30 protein-coding genes are annotated in these 22,779 nt (G+C 30.9%); 13 read left to right on the top strand and 17 right to left on the bottom strand.

The window, feature by feature from the left end; translation table 11 throughout:
• Window positions 1-113: 113 nt before the first annotated feature.
• The 6 genes from RH915_RS05890 to RH915_RS05915 all read right to left on the bottom strand — a co-directional run bounded on the left by RH915_RS05890 (window position 114) and on the right by RH915_RS05915 (window position 3,752).
• Complete coding sequence (locus RH915_RS05890; RefSeq protein WP_310478553.1) at window positions 114-425, bottom strand: HNH endonuclease; 312 nt, start codon at window positions 423-425, stop codon at window positions 114-116.
• Window positions 426-483: 58 nt separating this feature from the next.
• Window positions 484-609 carry a hypothetical protein gene (locus tag RH915_RS05895; protein ID WP_310478554.1) on the bottom strand — a complete coding sequence of 42 codons (126 nt, stop codon included), beginning with the start codon at window positions 607-609 and terminating at the stop codon, window positions 484-486.
• Between the two features lie 32 nt (window positions 610-641).
• Complete coding sequence (locus RH915_RS05900) at window positions 642-1,295, bottom strand: hypothetical protein (protein WP_310478555.1); 654 nt, start codon at window positions 1,293-1,295, stop codon at window positions 642-644.
• A gap of 26 nt (window positions 1,296-1,321) precedes the next feature.
• Window positions 1,322-2,317 (bottom strand): DUF6731 family protein, encoded by a 996-nt coding sequence (locus RH915_RS05905; protein WP_310478557.1) that lies wholly within the window; start codon window positions 2,315-2,317, stop codon window positions 1,322-1,324.
• Between the two features lie 339 nt (window positions 2,318-2,656).
• A complete protein-coding gene (locus RH915_RS05910) occupies window positions 2,657-3,007 on the bottom strand; it encodes a hypothetical protein (protein ID WP_310478559.1) in 351 nt (116 codons plus the stop codon).
• A gap of 331 nt (window positions 3,008-3,338) precedes the next feature.
• Window positions 3,339-3,752, bottom strand: a complete 414-nt coding sequence (locus RH915_RS05915; RefSeq protein ID WP_310478560.1) for a hypothetical protein — start codon at window positions 3,750-3,752, stop codon at window positions 3,339-3,341.
• A 67-nt stretch (window positions 3,753-3,819) separates the two neighbouring features.
• Here RH915_RS05915 and RH915_RS05920 point away from each other — a divergent pair, with 67 nt between their 5' ends.
• The 6 genes from RH915_RS05920 to RH915_RS05945 all read left to right on the top strand — a co-directional run bounded on the left by RH915_RS05920 (window position 3,820) and on the right by RH915_RS05945 (window position 8,062).
• A complete protein-coding gene (locus RH915_RS05920; protein ID WP_310478561.1) occupies window positions 3,820-4,185 on the top strand; it encodes a hypothetical protein in 366 nt (121 codons plus the stop codon).
• Window positions 4,186-4,929: 744 nt separating this feature from the next.
• On the top strand, window positions 4,930-5,550 hold the full coding sequence (locus RH915_RS05925; protein WP_310478563.1) for a hypothetical protein: 621 nt from the start codon (window positions 4,930-4,932) through the stop codon (window positions 5,548-5,550).
• Window positions 5,551-5,786: 236 nt separating this feature from the next.
• Complete coding sequence (locus RH915_RS05930) at window positions 5,787-6,521, top strand: hypothetical protein (protein WP_310478564.1); 735 nt, start codon at window positions 5,787-5,789, stop codon at window positions 6,519-6,521.
• 307 nt (window positions 6,522-6,828) lie between these two features.
• Entirely contained in the window at window positions 6,829-7,005 is a 177-nt protein-coding gene (locus RH915_RS05935; RefSeq protein WP_310478565.1) for a hypothetical protein, read from the top strand.
• Between the two features lie 119 nt (window positions 7,006-7,124).
• Entirely contained in the window at window positions 7,125-7,283 is a 159-nt protein-coding gene (locus RH915_RS05940) for a hypothetical protein (protein ID WP_310478566.1), read from the top strand.
• Window positions 7,284-7,477: 194 nt separating this feature from the next.
• The gene (locus RH915_RS05945) at window positions 7,478-8,062 is read left to right on the top strand and encodes a hypothetical protein (protein ID WP_310478567.1); all 585 of its coding nucleotides are present in this window, start codon (window positions 7,478-7,480) and stop codon (window positions 8,060-8,062) included.
• Between the two features lie 354 nt (window positions 8,063-8,416).
• Here RH915_RS05945 and RH915_RS05950 read toward each other — a convergent pair whose 3' ends face one another.
• The 10 genes from RH915_RS05950 to RH915_RS05995 all read right to left on the bottom strand — a co-directional run bounded on the left by RH915_RS05950 (window position 8,417) and on the right by RH915_RS05995 (window position 14,679).
• Window positions 8,417-8,989, bottom strand: a complete 573-nt coding sequence (locus tag RH915_RS05950; protein WP_310478568.1) for a manganese catalase family protein — start codon at window positions 8,987-8,989, stop codon at window positions 8,417-8,419.
• 24 nt (window positions 8,990-9,013) lie between these two features.
• Window positions 9,014-9,274 carry a spore coat protein CotJB gene (locus tag RH915_RS05955; RefSeq protein WP_310478569.1) on the bottom strand — a complete coding sequence of 87 codons (261 nt, stop codon included), beginning with the start codon at window positions 9,272-9,274 and terminating at the stop codon, window positions 9,014-9,016.
• Window positions 9,271-9,498: a spore coat associated protein CotJA gene (locus RH915_RS05960; protein ID WP_310478570.1), complete on the bottom strand. Its 228-nt coding sequence runs from the start codon at window positions 9,496-9,498 to the stop codon at window positions 9,271-9,273. The genes RH915_RS05955 and RH915_RS05960 overlap by 4 nt, the downstream gene beginning before the upstream one ends.
• Before the next feature lie 520 nt (window positions 9,499-10,018).
• Window positions 10,019-10,588, bottom strand: a complete 570-nt coding sequence (locus tag RH915_RS05965) for a hypothetical protein (RefSeq protein ID WP_310478572.1) — start codon at window positions 10,586-10,588, stop codon at window positions 10,019-10,021.
• Between the two features lie 201 nt (window positions 10,589-10,789).
• Window positions 10,790-11,887 carry a tRNA 2-thiouridine(34) synthase MnmA gene (gene mnmA, locus RH915_RS05970; RefSeq protein WP_310478574.1) on the bottom strand — a complete coding sequence of 366 codons (1,098 nt, stop codon included), beginning with the start codon at window positions 11,885-11,887 and terminating at the stop codon, window positions 10,790-10,792.
• Window positions 11,888-11,896: 9 nt separating this feature from the next.
• Window positions 11,897-12,391, bottom strand: a complete 495-nt coding sequence (locus RH915_RS05975) for a flavodoxin family protein (protein ID WP_310478575.1) — start codon at window positions 12,389-12,391, stop codon at window positions 11,897-11,899.
• A 4-nt stretch (window positions 12,392-12,395) separates the two neighbouring features.
• Window positions 12,396-13,112 carry an HAD family hydrolase gene (locus RH915_RS05980; RefSeq protein ID WP_310478577.1) on the bottom strand — a complete coding sequence of 239 codons (717 nt, stop codon included), beginning with the start codon at window positions 13,110-13,112 and terminating at the stop codon, window positions 12,396-12,398.
• Between the two features lie 39 nt (window positions 13,113-13,151).
• On the bottom strand, window positions 13,152-13,613 hold the full coding sequence (locus RH915_RS05985) for a hypothetical protein (protein ID WP_310478578.1): 462 nt from the start codon (window positions 13,611-13,613) through the stop codon (window positions 13,152-13,154).
• Window positions 13,614-13,657: 44 nt separating this feature from the next.
• Window positions 13,658-14,347 carry a DNA/RNA nuclease SfsA gene (gene sfsA, locus RH915_RS05990; RefSeq protein ID WP_310478580.1) on the bottom strand — a complete coding sequence of 230 codons (690 nt, stop codon included), beginning with the start codon at window positions 14,345-14,347 and terminating at the stop codon, window positions 13,658-13,660.
• A 32-nt stretch (window positions 14,348-14,379) separates the two neighbouring features.
• Entirely contained in the window at window positions 14,380-14,679 is a 300-nt protein-coding gene (locus RH915_RS05995) for an MTH1187 family thiamine-binding protein (protein ID WP_310478581.1), read from the bottom strand.
• Window positions 14,680-14,843: 164 nt separating this feature from the next.
• On the opposite strand from RH915_RS05995, the gene RH915_RS06000 reads away from it, so the two are divergent.
• From RH915_RS06000 to ligD, 4 genes are read left to right on the top strand one after another with little or no spacing between them, the layout of a single operon-like run.
• Window positions 14,844-15,653, top strand: a complete 810-nt coding sequence (locus tag RH915_RS06000) for a dimethylarginine dimethylaminohydrolase family protein (RefSeq protein WP_310478583.1) — start codon at window positions 14,844-14,846, stop codon at window positions 15,651-15,653.
• A gap of 32 nt (window positions 15,654-15,685) precedes the next feature.
• Window positions 15,686-16,513: a non-homologous end joining protein Ku gene (gene ku, locus RH915_RS06005; RefSeq protein ID WP_310478584.1), complete on the top strand. Its 828-nt coding sequence runs from the start codon at window positions 15,686-15,688 to the stop codon at window positions 16,511-16,513.
• Between the two features lie 4 nt (window positions 16,514-16,517).
• Window positions 16,518-17,360 (top strand): ATP-dependent DNA ligase, encoded by an 843-nt coding sequence (locus RH915_RS06010; RefSeq protein ID WP_310478585.1) that lies wholly within the window; start codon window positions 16,518-16,520, stop codon window positions 17,358-17,360.
• A gap of 15 nt (window positions 17,361-17,375) precedes the next feature.
• Complete coding sequence (ligD, locus tag RH915_RS06015) at window positions 17,376-18,287, top strand: non-homologous end-joining DNA ligase (RefSeq protein WP_310478586.1); 912 nt, start codon at window positions 17,376-17,378, stop codon at window positions 18,285-18,287.
• A 5-nt stretch (window positions 18,288-18,292) separates the two neighbouring features.
• On the opposite strand, the gene RH915_RS06020 is transcribed toward ligD, so the two are convergent.
• Window positions 18,293-19,342, bottom strand: a complete 1,050-nt coding sequence (locus RH915_RS06020; RefSeq protein ID WP_310478588.1) for a mechanosensitive ion channel family protein — start codon at window positions 19,340-19,342, stop codon at window positions 18,293-18,295.
• 373 nt (window positions 19,343-19,715) lie between these two features.
• On the opposite strand from RH915_RS06020, the gene RH915_RS06025 reads away from it, so the two are divergent.
• Genes RH915_RS06025 through RH915_RS06035 form a run of 3 tightly spaced genes read left to right on the top strand, consistent with a single transcriptional unit; the run spans window position 19,716 to window position 22,666 of the window.
• Complete coding sequence (locus RH915_RS06025) at window positions 19,716-20,912, top strand: quaternary amine ABC transporter ATP-binding protein (protein WP_310478589.1); 1,197 nt, start codon at window positions 19,716-19,718, stop codon at window positions 20,910-20,912.
• Entirely contained in the window at window positions 20,899-21,750 is an 852-nt protein-coding gene (locus RH915_RS06030) for an ABC transporter permease (RefSeq protein ID WP_310478590.1), read from the top strand. The genes RH915_RS06025 and RH915_RS06030 overlap by 14 nt, the downstream gene beginning before the upstream one ends.
• A 22-nt stretch (window positions 21,751-21,772) precedes the next feature.
• The gene (locus tag RH915_RS06035; RefSeq protein WP_310478591.1) at window positions 21,773-22,666 is read left to right on the top strand and encodes a glycine betaine ABC transporter substrate-binding protein; all 894 of its coding nucleotides are present in this window, start codon (window positions 21,773-21,775) and stop codon (window positions 22,664-22,666) included.
• Window positions 22,667-22,779: the final 113 nt, after the last annotated feature.

Raw genomic sequence — 22,779 nt, forward strand, 5'->3', positions numbered from 1 at the left:
AGCCATAACCCCACACCCCCACATCATATCAGAAATACAATTTATTTCTTTTGCGAGCTCCCCCTCCCGTTTCCAGTCCCCGAGGGGATTTGGAATTTTTCTACCCGAGGGTATTACCAACGCTCAGGTATATCAATTTTACCCTTTTTATCCACTTTTTCTAGCTTTTCTGGATGTTCTTTATTGTGACAAAAATTACATAGCGTTACTAAGTTATCTTTATCCAATGCCCTCATAGGATTATCCTTAAGATGTTCTATATGATTTACACATTCTCCCTTAAAGTACTTAACTAGCTTCTTACAGTGTTGACACTCATAGTTATCACGCTTCATTACATCTTGTCTAGTTTGTCTCCACTCTTTGCTTTTGTAGAATTTTATATATTGTCCGATTAATATATGATCTAATAGCTTTTTTATCATGTTTTTCTCCAAAATAAAAAGAGCCGATTGGCCCCTATCATTTTAAAAAAATTGTTAACTAAATATTTTCTAGACAATCGTCACAGATTTCTTCTGATTTGTCTTCTAGTTCTTCACCACATCTTTCACAATAACTTTCTGTATTATGAATGCTTTTTATTAGTTCATCTTTATGACTTCCCACTATAAACCCTCCTTTTGTTTTTAGTTTTCCTCTTATTCTTTTCGTTGATCATCAGACATTTTCTTTATATTTTGAAAATAATCATCATCAGATAAATTTTTTTCATTTTTCAATTGTTCTCTAATCTCGCGTAAAATAATAGTTATTTCGTGACTTTCTTCTTTTTTCTCTTTAGAACTTTTAGATGTATTTTCAATATTTACTTCATACATTCTTAATACAATAATTGCAAATCTAACAAACGATGTTAATACCCATAAAAAAATAAAAGTGTATATAAAAATAGAGAAGCTAAATGAAAATACTGTTTCGTGAAAGATTGTAGCCAGGAAGAATATGAATGAAGACCATAATGACATCTTAGCATATGAAGTAAAAGTACTAGTTAATTTTTTATCAGAAATAGTAACTACTGCTTGCGAATAACTTGTTCCAAAAACAGACATAATTGTTACATTAAATCCAATTAATATTGCAGATATAGTACCCAAGGAGTTAATTGTTTCTTGACAAAATATTTTATTTAGAAATAACTTACTATGATTAATAATATTGAGCATTAATTCACTTTGATTTGATAAAATTTTGACAGTAAAAAAAAACATTATAAATACTACGGGAATTATGCTTATTCCTTTCTCAATTAACCAATGTTTTACTTTTTTCTGTTTTTCATTTTCTTTCATAATACTCACTCTTTCATTGCTCACATTTAAACTGCACTTTCCGACGGATTAATTGTCGTAGAATGGTCTATTGTTACCATATCACTAATAAAATTTCTATGACTTCTATGTAATGTAGATTCAAAGTTTGGATATAATTCCAATATAGTATTTCCGACATATTCAGAAGCTGGATTTTTAATATCGTCATTCTGGAATATTATTTCTTTAACCTGTTTGTTGATATTTTTAAAATCTACCGTGTCTAATTTTCCATTACTTATATTTCTATATTTTAACTTTATACTTTCGATATAGTCTGAGTCTAAGTTAAGAGTATTCACAAGTTGTCTTATAGATTCTAAATTCATAGTTACATTTTGTTTATTACCTACGTTTAGCTCAAACTTTAAAGTTGTAGCATCTAACGTTGTATTATTTGCTTCAAACATTTTTAAGACATCAAGAATCATCACATTGTCAGAGCTGTTAACTTGAATACCTTGATTAACAACGTTCTCAGTAAACTTATCTAATTTTAATTTTATTTCCACACTTCTGAATTCAGAAGATTTTAAAACTTCCTCTTTTGGAGTACTTGAAATTATAGGGAAAAATTTAAATTCCCAATCACTTCCCATGCTGTTCTGTACAAAAACATTTAAATATACTACTATATCCTTTTCCTTTAGGCCTTCTCTATTATAGTCTAAGATAGCTGTACGATGCTTTTGATCATAAACCATTGTAACTAACTCTACAACATCTACATCGTCCTGTATTTCTCTTAAATTAGAATTAGCTATATTACCTAAAAATGGTTTGTAGTTTCTCCTAAACTTTCCAAATGGAATTATTCTTTTATCTTTATGTCTTTCATTTAGGTACATTGGAAACATTGCAGAAAAATTTCCTTGTATATGTTTTACCTTTTGATTCCAAGCTAGTTTTGCAATATTATCTAGTACCTTAAGGACATCTACATCAGTTTTTTCTCCATTATGTAATAATGCTAAGTTGTAAAATTTAATCGTCTTACTCAAAACCATCTCCCCCTTATTCTATATTACATTCTTCAAAGAGAGACAATTTCCTACAACAATCGTTCGTCAAATTACGACACGGCACTAAATATACCTATTAGTACTACATTCTTCCCTATATAACTCTAATTATCTAAAAAAACTAAATAGTGTATGCAGTCTAACGACTGCTTTCTTTTTTTATTTACAGAATTAATACTATTGAATCGTTCTTACGCTGCAGGTAGTCTTGTATATCATAAACTCGATCTATATCTTTAATTGGATTTGCTGGTCTTTTTTTTGCCATATCACCACCTCAATTTCGCTATTTCTACTAAAAAAAGAGTCCTATTGGCTCTAGTCTAACTTTTGTAATTTAATTAAAAAATCACTATTCATATAACCGAAGTTGAAAAATGGTAAACTTTCAACTTTACTCTTTCCTATAGTACTCATAATTTGTTCTTCACGCTCTTCAGAGGATATTTTTCCTTCGCGCCAATCTTTTTCAACATCACCTAAATAAAAGTTATAAAGAATACAAGTTAACTTCTCTTGAAGTAATTCTAGTTCAAACAATATATTTCCATCTAAATCATGTTTAATACTTCGATGTCTATAATCATTCGCCTTTACTTCTAATTCGTTTAGTAATTCACTGTTAATTCTTAATTCACTTATTACTTTCTTTATTTCTTTTTTGTTCATATACTTTCCCCCATTCAGTATAGTTACTCTTATACCAGCATATGAGGACAAAGTGTCAAGTATTCTACTCTACTTCATTCTAGCATTAATCTTTTTATAATAAGGAATATTTAAATATTAAAACTTAATCTTTAAATTTGTCTCTAACACACTTAGTAAACATACAAACATATTTTAGTCCTGTCCATTTGCTTCATACGCACTTTTTACAGTTTTTAACATCTATTTTTCTAATCATATCTACCTCTTAAAGTAAAATACCCCCAACATCGTTGAAGGTACTTAATATATTACTTGTTACCATTTTACACTCAAAAGTATCATATTTGTCTCAAATATTATGGACTAAACACATTTCACTAGCAATAGCTAATAATATTCCGTCTTTCCATCTGTAAAATGTTGCTCTCCCTACAGATAATTCACTGGCTATTCCTTCATCTGTTAATTTACTCGGTCTTGTCCAATACTTCAATTCAATTAATTTGTATTTTTCTTCGTCTAACTCACCAATTACATTATCTATAACTGCTATTGTCTCTTCCAGCTTCTTCATTCTCTTGTTAGTAATCAGTTTCATTGCCTTGCTACCTGTCGCATAACTTGTCCTACTTCCACGGATGCCCATATTATCTTCTGAGCTGAACCCTTCGATAATGCTTTCTCTTATTTCTTCTAGATCCCTTTTGCTTTGATGATAATTCTTTAATTCTACTTCTATGTATGCTTTTAATTCCTTTCTCAAATTTCTCCTCCAGGAACCCATGAGCAATTAAAGGAGTTATGTCTTTATTCTTGTATGTGCTTTAACTTTGCCAGATATATGTGGTGCTCTTAGTTCCGAAAACGGACAAGCATCTAGAGAGAAGTATAAAGAATGGTTTAATAAGTATGTTGGAAAGAAATATAAAGAAGTACTAGATGGTGAAGACTATTACTATTTTCGATGCTCTCTTCTACATCAAGGTAGTTCTCAACACCCTAAAAATATATATGAAAGATACATTTTTACTGAACCTTCAGAAACAAGTGGAAATATACTTCACTGTAACGTCTTAAATAATGCATTAAATATTGATGTAAGAATTTTCTATGAAGATATTTTAAATGCAGTAGAAACAAGGCTTAAAGATGCTAAAAAACTGAAAATTACATTAATAATTACTCTAACTATATGAAAAGGTATGATAATGGTTTGTCACCTTATATCGTTGGTATTCCAGTAATATCGTAAATTTTTATTGCAAGCCTCATAGGAAATATGCTCTATTGCATAACAATGTATTTACAAAAGGTCTAGCAGACCGTTTCAAGGAAAAGGTAAGAACAACACATCCCTTCGCAGAAAGCAACCTTAATTTCTAATGGTTGTTTTTTTATATTCGTATTTAACACATCTATAAATATGTAAGTTATCTTTTGTTACATAGTTATATCCCCTCAGTCGATATGTTCAGCGGCAAGGCGAACATGTGTTCTTTTTATAGTATCATCTTTTTATATTTCTTACAATAAATTTTAGTACCAATCTTATTTATTATTTAGTTATGACAAAACTTCCTATTCGACATTACATTCACTACTCATTTTACGCTTATCACAATAATTTTTATGCCGTTCCCGTTTATTATGGAGAATACGACAAGATTTTCTAAAATTCGACATAAGGTTTTTGATATAGTGTATTTATGTGTAAAAATTAGGCGTCAATTGTCTTTGTTTTAATTGCGTTGAAGGAGGACGGATCTATTAAATAGTGTTGTATAAATAATTGTGCCTGCTAAGTACAAGCCCAAGAGATAGAGTATCGAGATAAAATACTGTACATAAGAATGCCAGAAATACTAATAGTTAGCTGAAATCAAACACAGAGTGCTTCTACTATTTTAAAATAATACATATACAAAGGAGGCTGATATTCTATGCGTACTGATCATAATTTAATAATATTATTTCTTTTAATAATATTTGTAGTTTATTTACCACTATTTGTTATTACATTAAAAAGGATAGAAATGAAACTTGGAAAGAAAAAATTTTTTAGAGGAGTAATTTCAGTATTTGATAATTGTACAGATGATAAATATTGTGTTAACCAGCTTAACGTCTTATACAAAAGGGTTTCTTCAAGGTACAATATTCCAGCACAGGAAATGAGATCTGCCATTGATTTAATGGAAGAATTTTTAATTAATATTGACACTACACACAATTTCAAAGAACTTTATGGCTTAGAAATCAAAGATAATTTTAGAGATAGAATCGTGAACTGCATAAACATTATGAGACAACTCCAACCATTTTCTTCAATATCTAGTAAAGAAGCTAATTTGTTGAATGTTTTAAAGAAAGGTATTGAAACGCAAAACAAAGAACTTGCTCTTAATAGCTTAGAGCAACTGGCTGATGACATCGTAATTTTAGAAGAGGGACTTAGAAAACAATCTAGACATAATACATATTCTTATATTTTATCCGTTCTTGGATTGATATTAACTTTATTCTTCGGCTTATTATCATTTACTCAGTTGATCCTATTCTAAAATAAATCTTTTTATAAAAGCAAAATTCATTTTTGCAACGGGATTTCTGGCATCAGCTAACACTATGTTTACACAAAGGGTGCGAGCGGGCACAATTGGGGGACAGGATCAGGCACCACATACCCTCACCGGGAGTGAAGCTACGCCAAAACGGTCTACTTTGAGGTACTGTTCCGGGATCTCGCAAACACTTAACCGTTAGACAAAATATATTTTAAGTATGAGGAGCGCAAGTTATGAAGAAATATTATTTGAAATTAGTACTAAAATCAAAAACTAGTGAATTCAAGAACTTTAATGAGTTGATACATGAAATAAATGATGCAATTATAATGTATAATAAAAGATTTAAAGGTAAACGTTTCTTGTATTTGAAGAGTGCTAAGGAAACATTAGAATTATATTTTGAAGTTGATCCAACCTTAGATGTTACAACACGGCATATCTCTTGGTTTTCTAGTTATCTTTACAAAGGTAAAGGTTGGGATAAATATTCTAACGACAAAAACTCACTTTTTCGAGTTGAAACTTTTAGTGAATTAGCTCAAGATTTTGAAATTGATACTGAAACAAAAGATGATCATATAAAAGAAGAATTATTAAATCAACAAATACCAAATATAGACGATGATACAAGTATGATGGAAGAAATAAAACCACAGGAACTTGATAAGAGAGATACTATAATCAAAATTAACATTTCGAAAATTGAAATTATGTTAAATACTCTTAAAAATGAATCCTTAAACATTAGTGATTGGAAAAGTCCACTAGCAATTAGTATTACATTGTTGATTACATTATTAACAACAGAATTCAAAGGTATATATTTTTCAGGAGATATTTATAAAGGAATTGCTGCTACTTCTCTAATATTTTGTTTAGTTTCAACTGTAAAATACTATAAAAAGTCAATGCAAATAGATTTAGATCAAAAAATCAATGAATATTTAAATGATTTGAAAAGTTAATAGCTTACTTCTTCTTAACAATAGATTTGCATAAAGATGCTTTGCCAAAGGAAGGTTCAGCACCACCTCTCACTGGGAGGAAACTCCTATAGGGGAATATAAATGAGTAATAACTGGAGATGTCCTTTTTTGTGGACACAATTCTATAATTCAGGACGGTGAGAATCAAAGCTTTTTTAAACATAAGATTCATCTTGGAAATAAATATCCACCGCAAATACTACATGGATCAGTAATAGGTTGCTCTTATTTAGAATGTCAGAAGTATACTTTATTAATATCTCTAAATGATTGTGAAGGTAAGAATATGGTTTTAAAAAAAGAATGGAGACTGATACCGGAATCAACTGCAAGAGTTTTTCCAGATTATATACATAAAGCTATTATTACTGATTACGATGAGGCATGCCTAATTGTTGATAAATCACCCAGGGCTGCAGCAAGCAACACTAGCAAGAAGATGTCTTCAGGGCATGATATGTAATTTTTGGAATATTTCTAAAGATAGACCCATTTACGAGATAGATGCAATTAGGGATAAAGTAGATCCTATAACGTGGGAGGCAATAGATTCTTAAGAAAATTGGGAACATAGGAGCTCATATGGAAAAAGACATTAATGTAATTGTTGATGTAGATAACAAAGAGGCTGAACTTCTTATTAGTCTTATTGAAACATTATTACAAGAATGGTATATAAACAGGTATGAACGAGACCAACGAATGCTTAAAATAAAAAAATTAGCAGTTGCTAAAAAGTAAATTAAGAAGTGGCTACAATGAACGCCGCCTAACAGCATGTTTACAGGAGGTGCGGGTTGAAGGATAGGCCAGCACACCACATCCCTTCACCGGGAGCAAAGGTCCATCCAGTGGGAAGGGTCAAGTGAGTCCGGTTCATCGATGTCGCAAATACGGGATCTTTACATAACATTACACTCTAAAAGGATGATTATATGAATAAATTCGTAATATTTCTTATGATGACTTATGTAGGTATTATTGCTGGAGGATTTTTTGCATTTTTAAGATATATTTATATAAGAGAAGATAAAAATTATTATAATTTTAAGGAAGCCATAAGTAAAGCAATTACAAATGATCAATTAACATCAATTGAAGATATTGAGTTAATTTTTAATTCGGTTAACAAGAAAAGAAATAATTTTAAATTCAAAAAATATATGCAAGACTATGTGGTTGAAGTAATTTGCGAGGAAATTGCTTTTCCTCAGGAAGTAGATGATTTAAACAATACTATTAGTAATTTTAAAGAATATATTAAGAACTTAGAGATATTTTCACCCTTTGAAAAACTTCCACAGAATGAAAAAATAATATGTAATGATATTTTAAGCTTTATACAAAATAAGGATAGTGAAAAAGCTAAAGAAAAACTATATTCTTTATCAAACATGATTTATTTAAGAGAAGAAACAGTTGAAAAATTAAAAAAAGCAAATAAATATTCAATCCCAATAGCTATCATAGGAATAATACTAACATTTATATTTGGGATAATGTCCTTGATACAAATATAGTAACGATCATCTAACGGACATCGTAAGGTGGTTTTTTAGAGAAGCTCGACGTCGGTAGGCCTAGGAACATTATGTTAAACCCTCTAAATTTTGGAGGATTACTATGATAAAGAAATGTAAAGAGAGAAACCAGTGTATAGAAAGACAATACAACAAGTAAATAAAAAATTCTATTACAATTAACACTAAGATTATTACACATATGAAAGATTAAAATCCCTCTAATGAATTTTATGAGGGGTTTTTAGAGTTATTAATATAATTATTAACGGAACTTATATCCTTTTTAAAAAAGCATAAATTTCCATAATTAAAAAGGGGGTAAAATAAAATTTACACCCCTTTTACTATTTATTAAAATATTTTTTTAGATTCTTTATACTCTTGAACAATTCTTAATGCTTCACCAAATCTTTGGAAGTGAACAACTTCTCTTTCTCTTAAAAATCTTAGGGCATCTTTCATACCAGGGTCGTCGGTTAAGTCTAGTAAATTTTCATATACTGTTCTTGCTTTTTGTTCAGCAGCCATATCTTCATGTAAATCTGCTACTGGATCAGCATGGGCTTGAATATATGCTGCTGTCCATGGTACCCCATTGGCATCTGCTGGGAATAATGCTCTTTCTCTAATTGCATAATTTGAACCTAGCCCTGCTGCTTCAAGTTCTTCTACACTTGCGCCTTCTGTTAACTGATAAATCATTGTAGCTATCATTTCAACATGGGCAAGTTCTTCTGTGCCTATATCAGTTAATAATGCTTTTGCTTCTTTGGTTGGTATGGTATATCTCTGATTTAAATACCTGATTGCTGCTGACAACTCTCCATCTGGCCCGCCATACTGAGTATATAGGTATTTAGCCATTCTTAAATCACATTTCTCTATTCTTACTGGATGTTGTAGCTTTTTTTCATAAATCCACATAATTTAATTATCCTCCTTTACCCTCTAATATTGTCTTTCCCATGGCCAAGGCCCTTCGATCCATCTAAATGGATATTGACTTGGTGAGAATCCAAAATTCAATAATGGTCCATAACACATGTCATACTGTTGTTTTAACATCAAAAGTTGATTCGATAACTGATTATATTGAATAAGCGCATTGTTATCAGTTGGATGCGTATCTAAATATAGATTTAATTCTAGGGTTGCAAACTCAACCTCTTGTATTTGTCTTAGTAATGCTTCTCTGTCATGATGTTTCATTTTACTTCACCCCACTTTTTATTCTCTGGTACATAAGGGTCATAAAGTTCAGGAAATAATGTTCCCTTTTCTAAAGCCTCACTTAAAGGAAATGCAGAAACAAATCTTTGATATGGTACATATGCATTTGCAAGCTTTGGATATAAAGGCATAAAAGGAATTGGGTATATATGATAATGCGCGCTTGTCATTTGCTCTTGATTATTAGTAGCCTGATAACTCATAAATCTCTCCTCCTTAAATTTTTATTAAAAAAACCTGTGCTATTATATTATTCTTTTTCATATTTTTTGGTGATTAATAAAATAAAAATAGCAGTGTCAAAAGACACTGCTATTGGTTTGGTACTTTATTTAATTATTTATAAACTATTGTTTTGTCAATAATGCCGCCACTTAAACATTCGTCTCCATTGTAAAATACTACTGTTCTTATTTATATCGTAAAGCTAGATGTTAATTCTAAAACTTATTTTTAATTTCTCAAAAATTTTAATACTTCTTTAAATTCTACATGCCCTTTTGGGATAATACTCCCCTTTCTTGTAGTTGGTAACATGCCACCTTCATAATCCTTTAAGAATATTATGTATTCTTTTTGATTTTCAACTTCACTAGGTAAGAAAATATTTATTTCATTTCCTAATTGAATCCCTTTGTGCTGTTCTATAATATTAGCCTCTACTTCTGTAGTATTTTTATTATGTCTCGTTATTTTTCTGGGTTTTATATGTAGAATGTAATCCTATTCTTCAGCTAAGTCTTTTATTGAATCAAGCTTATTTATAACTTTATAGTCTTTATTTTGTTCCACAACTGTATAATCTGATTTATTAATTTTCTTCATAATCTTATTTAAATCAGTTTCATTATTAAATATTTTGCTTTTTGTAACTGTTTCATTCTCTACGACCTCTAAAATCAAATTTTTTTCAAAGGAAGTATATGAATGTTCAGAGTATAAAGGATGATCCAAGTTTTCAAGGAATAAAATATAGCTATTACCTTTTAATAACTTTTCTTGGGATTCATATACTTCTATTTTCTCTTCATTGGTGTCAGATTTAAGATTTTTGTCTATTAATAACGTATACTTCGACACGGTTTGATTGAAGTCTTCCACATCTGTAACTGTGCCTAAAATGATTTTATCTGAGTATGCAATAACTTGTTCTAAAGTATCAAAAGTTGTAATTTTCGATGCATAATTAAAATTAGTGCTTTTCATTGGTATATTATGATAAAGTATTATACCACTAATTGACAGAGCCACTAGTAAGGCAATTGTTCTATTAATTTTTCTTCTATTTTCCATTTTTATACTCCTCCTGTAGCTACTTAGGACTAAATGCTTATTTACCAAATCATCCAAGTACATCTATTAATGCTATAATGTTTGTATATTTATGTCAATAAATATGTTTCGTCACTTTTTCTTTTTCATATTTCTTGGTGATTGATAAAATAAAAATAGCAGTGTCAAAAGACACTACTATTGGTTTGGTACTTCATTTAATTATTTATAAACTATTGTTTTATCAATAATACCGCCGCCTAAACATTCGTCTCCATTGTAAAATACTACTGCCTGTCCAGGTGTCACTGCTTTTTGTGGTTCTTTAAAGTATACTCTATAGGTCTGTTGATCCACTTTTTCTACACTTACTTCTTGATCAGGTTGTCGATATCTGAATTTTGCTGTACAACTAAACTTCTCATATTGATTTTTTTCACTGACCCAATGAACATCTGTTGCTAGCAGTCCATCAGAAAATAAAGCGGGGTGTTTTTCACCTTGTACTACATATAGCACATTATTTTTAAGGTCTTTATCTGCAACAAACCAAGGTTCTCCTGAACCTGACCCACCGATACCAAGTCCTTTTCGTTGTCCTAATGTATAGAACATAAGCCCTTCATGCTGACCTTTGATATCTCCTTCAAATGTTTTTATTTTACCTGGCTTTGCGGGTATGTATTTACTAAGGAAATCTTTAAAGTCCCGCTCTCCTATGAAGCAAATTCCTGTACTATCTTTTTTCTTTGCTGTTATAAATCCTTGCTCTTCTGCAATTTGACGCACTTTATTCTTGGGTAAATCCCCAATTGGAAACATTGCTTTAGATAGCTCATATTGTCCTAATGTATTTAGAAAATATGTCTGATCTTTGTTACTATCAATCCCTTTTAGCAATTGATATTCTCCATCTTCATTACCTATACGGGCGTAATGTCCAGTAGCTAGATAATCTGCTCCAAGCTTTAATGCATGTTCAAGAAATTCTTTGAATTTTATCTCTCTATTACACATTACATCCGGGTTCGGTGTTCGGCCTTTTTTATATTCATCTAAAAAATATACAAACACCCTATCCCAGTACTCTTTCTCGAAATTAACAGTATAATATGGTATGCCAATTTGTTCACATACTCTTCTTACATCTTCAAAATCTTCTGCAGCGGTACAATAACCAAACTCATCTGTTTCATCCCAGTTCTTCATAAATATACCAGTAACTTTATAACCCTGTTCTTTTAGTAAATATGCAGCAACAGATGAATCTACCCCTCCTGACATACCAACAACAACATGGATTTCACTATTATCTTTCATTGCTCAACCTCACTTTTTGACATTATTCATTATTTCTTCTGCCCAGTTTTTTACTCTATCAGTACTAATTTTAGTATCCTTTTTTAATGGTTCAAAAACATCAATTTCACCAACAAAATTATTTTCGGATAGTTGTTTTTTCATATTAACAAAGGTTTTACCAAGTTGTCCACCATGACAACTAAATAGTGCAATGTGCTTGTTTTTTATTACATAATTATTGAAAAATGTTCGAATGGGCGGCGCAAAAGTCCATGCCCAAACGGGACTGCCAATAAATATTATATCATATTCATTTATATCTAAATTTAACGGTAACAATTCAGGTGTTTTATTCATTAATACTTGACTTCCGCCCCATAAATATTTTGTAATTTTTTTCTTAGCAGTGCCTTCTTTTTTAGGTTTAAGTTGTATCACATCACCATTAATACTTTCTGCAATACTTTCTGCAATAAGTTTTGTGTTCCCATCATATGAATAATAAATTACTAGTGCTTTCATGGCTTCAACTCCTATTTGGTAAGTGCTTTGCAAAATTTAAAAAATCTTCATAATTACCTTTGTGATCAACATTGCTTAAGTCACCTGATCGTTGAATAATATGATCTTCAATTAAATATGTTTCTAACCCTAATTTTTTTGCTACCATATCTTCTTCTACATCATTTCCAACCATTATACACTCATTAGGCGATGTATTTATGTTTTCTAATATCTCTTTATAATAGTTAAGGTTAGGCTTACAGTAATGCATTTTTTCAAAAGTAGTTATAAATTTAAAGTCTTTATAATTTAATCCGGCCCAGTTAATCCTATGGATTATTGCCTTTTCTGGAAAAATAGGATTTGTAGCTACTACCAAATTGTAACCTTTTTCCTTTAATATTTCTATGGCATCTATCATTATATCGCTTCTATCCGAAATCTTTTTTAACTCATTGAAGTCTTTAGTATAAAATTCATCAAAAATAGGATTTAATACATTAGATTCAATGTCGGTGTGCTTATAAAAGTTTTCAAAAAATACTTCTTCATTTGTTTTTAAGTTATCATTACTTTCAATCATAGATCTAGTAGAGTCCCATACTAGCTTTGTTAATAATTTAGGTTCAAAGTGATCTTTAAGCTTTATACTTAGGTGCTTAAAATAATTTTCGATAAATATATCTAAATCTAATGGCAACAAAGTGCCATCTAAGTCAAATAATATTGTTGTAACCATAATCTTCACTCTCCATTTATAGATTTTTATTATATAGGTTTATTTAACAAACATCTCTAGATTTTTTATATGCTTTTCTTCTTCTCTTAAGAGGTCTTCTAAAACACTTTCCCCAAAATCAATTCGTTTGGAATTGCTGGATAGGACATCTTGAATTCTAATAATTAACGCTAGATTTTCCTTTTCTATATATAGCATAAATTGTATCAGATCTTTGATATTATCTGTTTCTGGCTTTAAAATATTATTACTAAATTCATTTGTTATTTTAGATATCCTGTCATACAAGTCAAAGTCTATTTCCACTTGTTGTTTCCCTTCAATATCTCTTTTAAGGCTAATATATGTAGTTACATGTCGTTTTTCTTCAAGTGCGAAAACTGAAGCGATATTTTTAATTTTTTGATCAACACTGGAGTTAGCAATATCTGTATACATTTGTTGTAAATAAACCTCAATTGATATGAACTTGTCTAAAATATCTACTAAAGTATATGCCAATTTAACACATCCTCCCCCTATTAGTATAGGTTAATTTGTATTACCTATAGTTTTATAGCAACTTTATTACTAATGCTAATCTCATCTATTGCTACTTTACATCCATAAGCCAATAGTTCTACCCCTTCACTTTGTGCTTTTATTAATGTACTTGAAAAATGAGGATCCATTTCTTTATTTGGACTAAAACCCTTTATATGAGGATGCTGTATTAAAAATAGTATAACCCCTCTATATCCTTCTTTTACAGCTTCAATCATTTCTTCTATATGCTTTTGTCCTCTCGTAGTTGGCGCATCGGGAAAATAGCCCCAACCATTTTTCTCTAAAGTTACGCCTTTTACCTCAATAAAACAATGTTTATCTTGTTTTGATATTTTAAAGTCAAACCTGCTTTTTCTATATGTACACTCTCTTTTGATATCATTATAACCTGCTAACTCTTTAATCGTATTTAACCTTAAACCTTCTTCAACAATTTTGTTTGGCAGTTGTGAATCTATCGATATCCACGCGCCATCTTTTTTTACCATACGTAAGTCATATGCAGTTTTTCTCTTTGCTGATGGTTCATATGATAACATTACATCAGCATCTAAGGTTAGTAATTCCTTTAATCGACCAGTATTCATAACATGTACAACTTCTATCTTGCTATTAATCTGAACATGCGCAATAAAACGATTTATTCTTTTGACAAACTTACCAAAAACCATGTTGTACTCCAGCTTCATTGCAATACCCTTTCTTTATCTATATCTATTTTTTATAATAATTTTTCATGAACGGATTTCATCTTATTCTCCATAGTTGTAGTCCGATCTCTACGGTCATCGATTTTAATTGTCGTGGCAACTCGCATTGCACCGTTATTAAAAGGTACTTCATGCATATCTTCAATACATTTTAAAATCGCCTTTAATTCTCCTTCTATGATTGTTCCCATTGGTGTTAATTGATACTTAAGATCCGTTTCTTTTAAAACTTTATGACATGCGGCAACATAATTACTAATGCTAGGCGTCTCAGTCCCAATTGGGATAATTGTCACTTCTACAATTGCCATGTTATACACCTCTCTTATTTTTTTGTTTTATCTATGTATACCCTTATTATTATTTCTACAACATAATATCCTTTCCTCTTTTTGTGTTGTAAATAAATATATTGTCATTTTTTATAGTGATTTTGGTAATGATACTTAATAAATATTTCTTGGGGGTAGTATTGATGAAAATATATTGTAGAAATGATTTTACAACAATGATCAGTTGTTTAGTCGCTTCTCCAACCCATGCAAAAATAATAAATGAATATAATAAATTTCAAAATACTGTTGATAAAAAATTACTTCATGAACAATATGCTAAATTTTTAGACACATTAAGGGAGCATGATGTTGAAATATATGAAGTAGATCTGATCGACGCACCCTACCAAGTATTCACTAGAGACGTTGGTTTTATTCTTACTGATCATTTATTCGTATGTAACATGACTGATCCGATTAGAAAACCAGAACTCAGTCCTTTTTTAAAATTTTTAACTAAGTATAACATAAAGTATTATCAAATGAAAAATACAATTGAGGGTGGCGATGTTATTGCTTGTAATAGCAAAATATTCGTAGGACAAAGCGATCGTACAAGCAGTGCCGCTACTAAAGAGCTACAAGAACAGATAGACAAATTAAACTTAAATTATGAAATTATTAAAGTAGTGATTGATAAATCTAAAATTCATCTAGACTGTGTTTTCAACATATTAGATGAAAATACCTGTCTTCTCTCTGAAGGAGTTTATAATCCTAAAGACATCGAGAAACATTTTAATACCATTATTAAAATTGACAACAACGATCTAGTTGATTTGGCCCCTAATATAGTAAATTTAGGGAATAAAATAGTCCTTTGTAGTAGTTATTCTTTGTATGAAAAACTACAAGGGTTTGGTTATAAGTCCATTTATATTCCTTTTACTGAACTTATTAAAGTAAACGGAAGTCTTGGATGTTGTATCTTCCCTTTATATAGAAAGTAGCTAGTCATATCTTTGAAAGGTGGTTCGTTTATATGCATACAGTATGGAAAGGAAGTATAAGTTTTGGATTAGTCAATATACCTGTTAAACTTCATGCAGCAACTGAAGATAAGGATATAAAGCTTAGGCAATTGCATAAAAAATGTAAGCATCCTATTCGTTATAAGAAAAGCTGTGAACACTGCAATGAAGAAATAACATCTGATGATATTATTATGGCATATGAGTATAGTATGGATAAGTTTATTGAATTAGATCAAGAAGAGTTGCAAAAGCTTAAAAAGGATCAAGAGGCAAAGGCTGTAGATATTATAAATTTTGTTAAATTAGAAGAAATAGACCCAGTATATTTTGATAAATCATATTACTTAAGCCCCGGTGATGGTGGAGGAAAAGCTTATTCTCTACTTAGAAGCTCACTTACAGATTCTGAAAAAATAGGACTTGCAAAGATCCATATGCGATCTAAAGAGAAACTAGCAGTTATTCGTCCATATAAGCATATTTTATTAGTTGAAACTTTACACTTTCCTGATGAAGTTAGGTCTATAGCTGATATTCCAAATGTTCCAGAAGATAGTGAATTATCTAAAAAGGAACTTAATACAGCAACATTATTAATTAATCAGCTTACAGAAAAATTTGAACCTGAAAAGTTTACGGATGATTACCGTACTGCTCTCATGGAATTAATACAGGAAAAAATGAAGGATGAAAAAGGCGTTGAAGCTGAGCAAGTTAATAATGTTGTTGACTTGATGCAAGCACTAGAAGAGAGTATTAAGAAGACCAAAAGTAAGAAAACTTCTCAAAAGAAAGCAAACAGTAAAAAAACAACACCAGTTCGTAAAAAGGCCTAAAATTATGTTTTTTCCTCTTATGTTATTAGAAACTGCAAAAAATCCATTTTCCTCGGAGCAATTTATATTTGAACCTAAATTTGATGGCATCCGTCTAGAGTACTCGAATATTGACAAACCGATGCTCTACACCCGTAATGGAAATATCGTTAATAAACCGTTTGCTGAGCTGTTAACCCCTTATAACAAAAAAATAATTTTAGATGGTGAAGTAGTCTGTTTTGATGAAAATGCTCAAAAAGAGAATTTTGAATTGGTAATGAAACGCTTCAGATTAAAAAATGAATCTAAAATCAACTTATATGAAAAAAAATATCCTGTAACTTATATGGTTTTTGATATTTTATATTTTGATGGAAAAGATTTAAGAGATATGCCATTAGCTGATAGGAAATCTATTTTAGATGGCTTAGATATAGCGTCTGACTTTATGAAAAAAATTAACTATATTAAAAAAGATGGTTTAGCATATTTTATGACAGCACAGTCTAATAATCTTGAAGGTATTGTTGCTAAAAATATTAATTCATCTTATGTAGGCAGTCGTAACCGCAACTGGTTAAAAATAATAAATTGGATTGAAACTGATGCTATTATTGTTGGTTATAGAAAATCTGATTACAGTATTCTTTGTGCTCATCTTGACAGTAGACCCTTAGGTCTAGTTTTACATGGAATGACATCAGTTCAAAAAGAAGCATTTTTAAAACTGTCAAAAAAACTAAAAAATCATGAAGATTCACAATATGTTTATATTGACCCACATTTGAATTGTAGATTAAAAGGTCGTGGCTTCACTTCTAAAGGTATTTTGCGTTCACCTATATTTATCGACTTTATCTATTAGCAGGAGGAAGAAATCATGCCCCAGTCTAGAGACAGATATGCTTTGAATATTGACAACAAAATTGTAGACATCACACACCCTACAAAAACAATATGGTCAAAAAAAAATATTCTTAAGTTAGACTACTTGAAATACCTTATTGAATTATCTGATTTTATGCTCCCTTATTTAAAAGACCGTACATTAACAGTTATACGTTATCCTAATGGAATAGATAAGGAATCTTTTTATCAAAAAAATTGTCCTGACTATGCACCAAACTATGTAGAAACACATCTAGACCAAGACATTGATTATATCATTTGTTCTAATTTAGCTACGCTTATTTGGCTGGGCAATCATAATTCTATCGAATTTCATGTGCCTTTTAATACGATTTATACCAATAAACCTTCCGAGATTGTATTTGATTTAGATCCTCCGTCTAGAAATCATTTTCATTTAGCGCTAGAAGCTGCTTTTTTAATTAAGGATATTTTTGATAAGCTCGAACTTGAATCTCTTATTAAAACTTCTGGTAATAAAGGGCTCCAAGTTTATATCCCATTGCCTGAAAATACTTTTAATTATAATGAAACAAGGCAATTCACTGAGTTCATTGCCCAATACTTAATAAATAAAGAACCAAACTTATTTACTGTTGAACGTCTCAAAAAAAATAGAAAGGATCGTCTATACATTGATTATTTGCAGCATTCCGAAGGCAAAACTATTATAGCCCCTTATTCCTTAAGAGGAAATGAAGAGGCTTTAGTAGCGACGCCTTTATTTTGGGACGAAATTAACGCTTCACTTTCTCCAGAGAAATTTACAATGGAGTATATATTAACACGAATAAAAACGAAAGGTTGTCCTTTTAAAGATTATAAAAACATAAAAGAAAAACAACCTTTCGCTCAAGTCATATTAGGCCTTTCAAGTCTGTAGCACTTTTAATTAGTTTCTTCTTCCTTCATATAAATTGCTCTTGATGGGAAAGCAACAGATACGCCATTTTCATTAAGAATTTCGAGTATTTTTAAATTAACATCTTGTTTTACTTCTAAAAATTCTCCCCAGACTGTTGTGTTTGTAAAACAATAAATAAAAATATCTAAACTACTTTCGTTAAATTTATCGAAGTTTACAAAGATTGTTTCCTTGTGTATTCCAGGATGTTGTTCTAACATCCCTTTTAATTGCTCTATGGAATTTTTAATTTGGTTAATTGTCGTGCCGTATTCAACACCTAAATTAAAAGTAATTCTTCTCTTCCCCATTCTGCTCCAGTTTGTGATTGGTTGATTAACTAAAGTTGAATTTGGAACGTGAACGATAGCGTGAGCAAAAGTTCTAACTTTAGTACTTCTAAAAGAAATTTCTTCTACTGTTCCTTCTAAATTTGGTGTGCAAATCCAATCTCCAATTGCAAATGGTTTATCAATCGTTAAAACGAATCCACCAAAAACATTAGATAATGTATCCTGGGCTGCTAGTGCAAAGGCCAAACCTCCAATCCCTAGTCCAGCAATAAATCCATTTACATCAAATCCCCATTCCCCTGCAATAATACTAACTGACAGTGCAATTAATACTACTTTCACACCTTTAGAGACTAATGGTATAAATATCCCTTCTATTTCTACTTCACATTTGTTAATTGTTTTCAGTAAAACCGTTGATAAGATATCTGAAACATTAAAAAGTCCCCATGTTAATAAAATAATAATTGATGAACGAAAAATTTGTAACGTTAAAAGATTGTACTCCGGGTCAAGCTCTAAGGAATTTAATGCTACGAATAAACCAAATATGATAAAAAAAGATTTCAATGGATTTTCCATAGCTTTTACAATTTGCGTGTCAAGATTTGTTTTTGTCTTATTTGTTATGCTTAAAAGTATTTTTAAAATTACCTTTGTAAAAATCTTACGTAGTATTATTGCTGCTAATATTATAGTAAAAAATATTACCAAGTTATTTTCTAATAAATCTGTTATCATCGATCTTCCTCCAAATCTACTTTAAAAAATTATTTTATATACATTTTAATTTTATATACATTCTATAAGAACTAGTCAATAATTGAAAGTAAATTTAAATTCTATGTAGATATTTATACATAAAGGTAGTATTTTGCCATTAATTACCATGTAAATGATGAATGTTGTATGTATATAAGCGTATTTCTCATTATATAAGAGTATATTTCCACTCACGTATGTTTAATCGTCTGTGAGTCTATAATATTCTATAATTTCCTTTTAAATGGAAAGATCACTTATTTGTCCACGTTTAATACATTATGATAAGATATTAGTTAGTAATGCAAAATTAACCGTGGGAAGTTAGTAAAACATTAATAGGGGGACATATATGCCAAAGTTAAAGGTTGAGAATTTAGTAAAAATTTTCGGTGACCACCCACAAAAAGCATTAAAGCTTTTAGATGAAGGTTACTCCAAAAATGAAATACACGAAAAAACAAAACAAACAGTAGGAATAAATAAGGCTAATTTTGAAGTTAACGAAGGTGAAATCTTTGTTATTATGGGTTTATCTGGTAGTGGTAAATCTACATTAATTAGATGTATCAATCGTCTTATTAAATCCACTTCAGGAAGTATTTATCTAGACGGTGAGGACATAACAAAAATGGATAAGGAAAGTCTAAGAGAAGTTAGACGTAAAAAACTAGGAATGGTTTTTCAGCGTTTTGCGCTTTTTCCCCATAAAACAGTTTTAGAAAATGTTGCTTATGGTCTTGAAATTCAAGGACTAGATAAATCTGAACAAGAAAAAAAATCTAGAGAAGCACTAGAATTAGTTGGCCTTAAAGGTTGGGCAGACAGTAAAACAAATCAACTTAGTGGTGGAATGCAGCAAAGAGTTGGATTAGCAAGAGCCTTAGCCATTGAACCAGATATTTTACTTATGGATGAAGCCTTTAGTGCACTAGATCCATTAATTAAAAAAGAAATGCAAGATGAGCTTTTAGACTTACATAGCTCAATGAACAAAACAATTATTTTTATTACCCACGATTTAAATGAAGCATTAAAATTAGGCGATCGAGTTGCATTAATGAAAGATGGAGAAATCGTACAGATTGATACGCCTGAAGGTATACTTACAAATCCAGCAAACGATTATGTTGCTAAATTTGTAGAGAACGTTGATCGTAGTAGGGTTTTAACAGCTTCAGATGTTATGATTAAACCAAGTGCTGTTGCATCTTTAAAAGATGGCCCAAGAGTTGCGCTTCGTAAAATGAAAGAAGAAAGTATCTCATCTATTTTCGTAGTTGATCGTAATAAAGTCTTACAAGGTGTTGTAACTGCAGAGGATGCAGTAGAATCTGTTGAAGCTAAAGAAACGAGTTTAACACCTATCTTAAAACCACATGATCTTCAGGTTGCTCCTGATACATCAATAAATGAAATTTTAGCTATTATAGCAGATGCCAAAGTGCCTGTTGCTGTGGTTGAAAACGGTAAGCTTCAAGGTGTTATTATACGTGGAGCTGTATTAGCTGGGCTAGCAGGGGGTGAATTGGCAAATGTTGAATCTTAATTTATTAGGCTTTATTGGAAATAAAATTCCTTTAGCAGAAGCAGTTGATGCGGTAGTAGACTTTCTTAAGGTGAACTTTAGGCCTGTTTTTCGTCAAATCTCAAGCATACTTGATTTTGGTCTAGAAAATCTTGAAGACTTCTTAGAGTTTATACCGCCACTAATTCTTATTTTAATTTTAGCTGCTTTATCCTTCTATTTTGTTGGCAAGCGAAGTGGATTATTTACTTTAATAGGTTTACTATTAATTAACAATTTAGAACTGTGGTCAGCTACAATGACTACTTTATCAATGGTGTTAACAGCTACAATAGTATCTATCATTTTTGGCGTACCACTTGGTATTCTTGCTGCTAAAAGCAAAATAGCAAATAAAATTATTATGCCTATACTTGATTTTATGCAAACGATGCCAGCATTTGTATACTTAATACCAGCAGTTTCGTTCTTTGGTTTAGGTAAAGTGCCTGGTGTAATCGCTACTGTTATTTTTTCCATACCACCTGCTATTCGCTTCACTACTTTAGGAATTAAGCAGGTACCTACTGAACTAATTGAGGCAGCAGACTCATTTGGCTCAACTGGTACTCAAAAACTTGTTAAGGTTCAAATTCCTTTAGCAAAAGAAACGATTATGGCTGGTATTAATCAGACTATCATGCTATCTTTATCAATGGTAGTTATTGCAGCTATGATTGCAGCTGGAGGTCTAGGTAGAGAGGTTTGGAATGGTATACAAAGACTACAAGTTGGAACAGCTTTTGAAGCTGGTTTAGCTGTTGTTATTCTTGCTATGATTCTTGATAAACTTACACAGAACATAGCTAAAAATAAATAAAATTTTTATGGGAGGTTTTTTGATGTTTAGTAGTTTGAAAAGTAAAAGCGTACTAGCTTTATTGTTAGTAGCCGCAATGATATTTCTTGTAGGTTGTGGTGGAACAGACACTAATGGAGACGCTGAAGAAACAACTGGAGGCGCAGAAGAAAGTAAAGAAATAACAATTGGTTATGTGCCATGGGATTGTGCTATTGCAAGTACACATGTTATGAAAACAGTACTTGAGGATGCAGGTTATACAGTAAACCTATTAGATCCTAGTGCAGCTCTTTTATATCAAGGTCTTGCAGAAGATGACATAGACTTTATTACAACAGCATGGTTACCATTTACACATGGTAACTATATGGAGCAATACGGTGACCAAATTGATGACTTAGGTTCTAACTTTGGTGGAGATGCAGTACTTGCACTAGTTGTTCCTGAATACATGGATATTGATTCAATTGAAGATCTAGATGGAGATATTGCAGATGGCGTAATTACTGGAATAGATCCTGGTGCTGGTATCATGGGTGCTACAGAAGCACTTATTGAAGACTATGGGCTAGATTATGAGTTGCTAGAAGGTAGTGACGCTGTAATGGCCGCTGCTTTAAGTGATGCTATCGACAATGAAGAAGAAATCGTTGTTACTGGATGGTCTCCACACTGGAAATTCGGACGTTGGGATCTAAAAATGTTAGAAGATCCAAAAGAGTCTCTTGGTGCAATCGAAGATATTCATACTTTAGCAAGACAAGGATTAGCAGAAGATATGCCTGAGGCATATAGCATTATCAACAACTTCCACTGGGAAGATACTGACATTGCAACTGTAATGGATATGAATTCAGAAGGTATGGACCCTAATGAATCTGCACGTATATGGGTTGATGAAAATCAAGATAAAGTTGCTGAGTGGTTAAACTAAAATAGCTAAATAAGCAAACTTTTTAAAAAGGTAGGAACAAAAAATGTTCCTACCTTTTCTTTTTGATCTACGTATCTTCTCTGATAAGATCTATTAAAATTGGTTAAGATTAT

This window comes from Serpentinicella sp. ANB-PHB4 (genome assembly GCF_031432315.1).
Taxonomy (GTDB): Bacteria; Bacillota; Clostridia; order Peptostreptococcales; family Natronincolaceae; genus Serpentinicella.